Source organism: Plesiomonas sp. ZOR0011 (assembly GCF_000800945.1).
Classification (GTDB): Bacteria; Pseudomonadota; Gammaproteobacteria; order Enterobacterales; family CAMTGL01; genus Plesiomonas; species Plesiomonas shigelloides.
Window position 1 is genome coordinate 1 of the sequence record NZ_JRKB01000082.1, and the last position, 3,835, is coordinate 3,835.

Sequence of the window (3,835 nt, forward strand, 5' to 3'; positions counted from 1 at the left end):
CCCATGCGAGAGTAGGGAACTGCCAGGCATCAAATAAGTGAAGAGCCCATCCTAACGGATGGGCTTTTTGCGTTTTAGTCCCCCGTAAGTAGCTGCGTACATCGCGGTAGGCACAAAATTCCAGTAGAATGACCGCAATTGAGTGAGTATTTACGCCGCAATTGTGCGTAATGAATAGAACCCAGGTCATCAGCATCTATGCCTACATCAACGCCAACAGCGATGTCATCAGCATCGTGGCCATCATTACAGCCTTTCCACACGTTCGGTTTGCCAGTACGTGCACGCAAAATCAGCCAAGTGACGCAATTGAGCGAGCTATTAGCATTGAGCCGTGCTTCATTGCAGGCTAATGAGCCACTGCTGATTTTAGGTGGTGGCAGCAATATGTTGTTTACTGAAGATTTCGCTGGGCATGTCATAGTGAACCGCTTACGTGGCATTTGTTGTAGCGAAAGCGAGCAGGCATGGCATCTGCATGTGGCGGCGGGAGAGAATTGGCACCAATTGGTGGAGTACACGCTGGCGCACAACTTACCAGGAATGGAGAATCTGGCATTGATCCCCGGCTGCTGCGGGTCGGCACCGATTCAGAACATTGGCGCTTATGGCGTAGAGTTTGAAAAAGTGTGCGAGTACGTGGATGTGTTGGACCTGACGAGTGGCGAGACTGTGCGTTTATCGCGCGAAGAGTGCCAATTTGGTTATCGCGACAGTATCTTCAAACACCGTTATCAGCATGGGTATGTGATCACCGCAGTTGGGTTGCGCTTGCCAAAAGCTTGGCAGCCGGTGCTCAGCTATGGTGACTTGGCTAAGCTGGATCCGAGCAGTGTAACGGCGCAGCAGATTTTCACCACCGTGTGCCAGATGCGCCAGAGTAAATTGCCGGATCCGGCGCAGCAGGGCAATGCGGGGAGCTTTTTCAAAAACCCGTTGGTCAGCGGTGAAGCGTTGGCCGATCTACGCCAAACATACCCGAGCATCCCGTGTTACCCACAACCGGACGGCCAGTATAAATTGGCGGCGGGCTGGCTGATTGATCAGTGTGGCTTGAAGGGGCACCGCATTGGCGGTGCGGCGGTGCATGATAAACAAGCGTTGGTGCTGGTCAATCAAGGCAACGCCACGGCCCGTGATGTGGTGCAACTGGCACATACCGTGCGTCAGCAGGTGTTGGCTCGCTTTGCTGTCGCGTTGGAGCCGGAAGTTCGCTTCATGGGCGCCGATGGGGAAATTAACGCAGTACAGGCGATTGCATGAAGAACAGTGAGACTCCACTGCAGATCGTTCGCTGGTTAGCGGACGGTGAATTTCGCTCCGGCGAGCGTTTAGGTGAGTGGCTCGGGATCTCCCGTGCCGCTGTCAGCAAACATATCCGTACCTTGCAAAGCTGGGGCATCGATGTGTTTACCGTTCCTGGTAAAGGCTATCGTTTAGCCGAGCCGATGGAGCTATTGACGACTGAGCGTTTGCAGGCCTTAGCGCCAGAAGCTCAGTTTGCGCTGTTGCCAGTCATTGACTCCACTAATCAGTATTTACTGGATCGGATCGGGCAATATCCATCGGGCTATGCCTGTCTGGCGGAATACCAGCATGCGGGGCGTGGGCGCCGTGGGCGGGTGTGGCAATCGCCGTTTGGGGCCAATCTCTATTTATCGATGTACTGGCGGTTAGACCAAGGGCCGGCGGCTGCAGTTGGCTTAAGTCTGGCTATCGGCGTGATTGTGGCGGATGTGCTGACCTCGCTTGGCGTGGGTGACGTTAAGGTCAAATGGCCGAATGACCTGTACCTGAATGACAAAAAGCTCTCCGGTATTTTGGTTGAGCTGACCGGACAAACCGGTGATGCGGCACATATCGTGTTGGGGATGGGGATCAATGTGGCGTTACCGGCCTCGGTGCGTGAGCAAATTGATCAGCCGTGCGCCTGCGTGAAAGATGTGTGTCCGGAGTTATCGCGCAATCAACTGGCTGCGGCATTGTTGCAAGCGTTACAACAGCAACTGCCGCGTTATGAGCAAGCAGGCTTAGGGGCGTTTTATGAGCGCTGGAATGAGCTGGATAACTTTGCCGGCCGACAGGTGCGTTTGTTGATGGGCGAGCGCTGCGTGGAAGGGGTGGCCTGCGGTATCGATAGCCATGGCGCGCTGCGTTTACGGTTAGCGGACGGTACGTTGAAAAGCTTTATTGGCGGTGAGATCTCGCTGCGTCCAGTCACCGCCGCTCAGTAAGGGTTCAGCGCTTTGTTGCCGAGTCCGGGCACAAAATCGCGAGGCCTGATGCCTCGCGATGGTCACTAAGCTGTTGCTGGGCTTATTTGCGCAGACAGACGCGCTCGACCGCGTGCTCTTTGCCCTTCGTCAAAATCAGACTGGCGCGTTCACGCGTCGGTAAGATATTTTGCTGCAGATTGAGCCCGTTGATCTCATCCCAAATCTGATTGGCGATACTGACGGCTTCCTCTTCACTTAACTTGGCATAGTTATGGAAGTAGGAGTTCGGATCAGAGAAGGCACCTTTTCTAAACTTCAAAAACCGCTCGATATACCAACTTTTCAGCAGCGCCGTATCGGCATCCACATAGATAGAGAAGTCGACGAAGTCGGACACAAACACCCGATGGGGGTCGTGCGGATAATCCATCCCGCTTTGCAGTACATTCAACCCTTCCAGCAGTAAGATATCTGGCTGCTCAATCACCTTCTCACCATCCGGCACAATGTCATAGATCAGGTGGGAATACACCGGTGCACTGACGCGTGGTTGGCCCGATTTAACATCGGAAATAAACTGCACGAAGCGGCGCATGTCATAGGACTCCGGAAAGCCCTTCTTTTTCATGATCCCACGTTCATGCAAGACCGCATTCGGATGCAAAAAACCATCGGTGGTGACCAACTCAACATGGCGATGCTCCGGCCAGCGGCTGAGCAGCGCCTGCAAAATCCGCGCGGTGGTACTTTTACCAACCGCCACACTGCCGGCAATACCAATCACATACGGAATGCGCTGTCCTTCGCGTCCTAAAAACTGATCCAGCACCGATTGACGACGCAAATTGGAGCGGATGTAAAAGTTGAGCAAGCGGGAAAGGGGCAAGTAAATCTCAATGACCTCATCTAACGAGAGCTCATCGTTAATCCCTTTCAGACGCTCCAAATCTGACTCGGTCAGCGTCAGCGGGATCGCATCCCGCAGGTCAGCCCACTCTTGCCGCTCAAACGACACAAAAGGCGTGGTTATATCTTGATGTTTTGTCATAGCCAATCCGGGGTCGAACAAACGAATGTCCGACCACTAAAAAGAGATCGGTACAGAGCGCACCTGTCGCAAAGCGCATAGTATAAAGCGTTATAGGCATATGTTCTGAACAAAATCTAGGCGAACGACGCATTTCGGCAATTTTTTTGCGCTAAAGGTGTTGCATCCTTTCCAGAGTCACCATAGAATGCGCAGCACTTGTGGTACGCCGGCTTAGCTCAGTAGGTAGAGCAACTGACTTGTAATCAGTAGGTCGCCAGTTCGATTCCGGCAGCCGGCACCATAACAAAGAATCCGGAGGGATTCCCGAGCGGCCAAAGGGATCAGACTGTAAATCTGACGGCTCAGCCTTCGAAGGTTCGAATCCTTCTCCCTCCACCAAATTTTACCATATGTGGTAGCCGAGTTTCAGGATGCGGGCATCGTATAATGGCTATTACCTCAGCCTTCCAAGCTGATGATGCGGGTTCGATTCCCGCTGCCCGCTCCAACAAAGTGCTGATATGGCTCAGTCGGTAGAGCGCACCCTTGGTAAGGGTGAGGTCCCCAGTTCGATTCTGGGTATCAGCAC

3 protein-coding genes and 4 tRNA genes are annotated in these 3,835 nt (G+C 53.4%); 6 read left to right on the plus strand and 1 reads right to left on the minus strand.

The features are described from left to right. Positions 1-198: 198 nt before the first annotated feature. Both murB and birA read left to right on the plus strand, forming a co-directional pair. The gene (murB, locus tag L975_RS14955; RefSeq protein ID WP_230400822.1) at positions 199-1,263 is read left to right on the plus strand and encodes a UDP-N-acetylmuramate dehydrogenase; all 1,065 of its coding nucleotides are present in this window, start codon (positions 199-201) and stop codon (positions 1,261-1,263) included. Next, entirely contained in the window at positions 1,260-2,234 is a 975-nt protein-coding gene (gene birA / locus L975_RS14960; protein WP_039046779.1) for a bifunctional biotin--[acetyl-CoA-carboxylase] ligase/biotin operon repressor BirA, read from the plus strand. The genes murB and birA overlap by 4 nt, the downstream gene beginning before the upstream one ends. Before the next feature lie 82 nt (positions 2,235-2,316). Here the strand turns inward: birA and coaA are convergent, their stop codons facing one another. Beyond that, positions 2,317-3,264: a type I pantothenate kinase gene (coaA, locus tag L975_RS14965; RefSeq protein ID WP_010864829.1), complete on the minus strand. Its 948-nt coding sequence runs from the start codon at positions 3,262-3,264 to the stop codon at positions 2,317-2,319. A gap of 207 nt (positions 3,265-3,471) precedes the next feature. Between coaA and L975_RS14970 the strand changes: the two genes are divergently transcribed. From L975_RS14970 to L975_RS14985, 4 genes are all read left to right on the plus strand, one after another. Then, a tRNA-Thr gene (locus L975_RS14970) sits at positions 3,472-3,547 on the plus strand. Positions 3,548-3,560: 13 nt separating this feature from the next. After that, positions 3,561-3,645 (plus strand) — tRNA-Tyr (locus L975_RS14975). Positions 3,646-3,679: 34 nt separating this feature from the next. After that, positions 3,680-3,754: transfer RNA gene (locus tag L975_RS14980), tRNA-Gly, on the plus strand. 7 nt (positions 3,755-3,761) lie between these two features. Next, positions 3,762-3,834: transfer RNA gene (locus tag L975_RS14985), tRNA-Thr, on the plus strand. Position 3,835: the final 1 nt, after the last annotated feature.

Coding starts and splice junctions, on each gene's coding strand:
- coaA (WP_010864829.1), bottom strand. CDS start 3,264: ATGACAAAACATCAAGATATAACCACGCCTTTTGTGTCGTTTGAGCGG.
- murB (WP_230400822.1), top strand. CDS start 199: ATGCCTACATCAACGCCAACAGCGATGTCATCAGCATCGTGGCCATCA.
- birA (WP_039046779.1), top strand. CDS start 1,260: ATGAAGAACAGTGAGACTCCACTGCAGATCGTTCGCTGGTTAGCGGAC.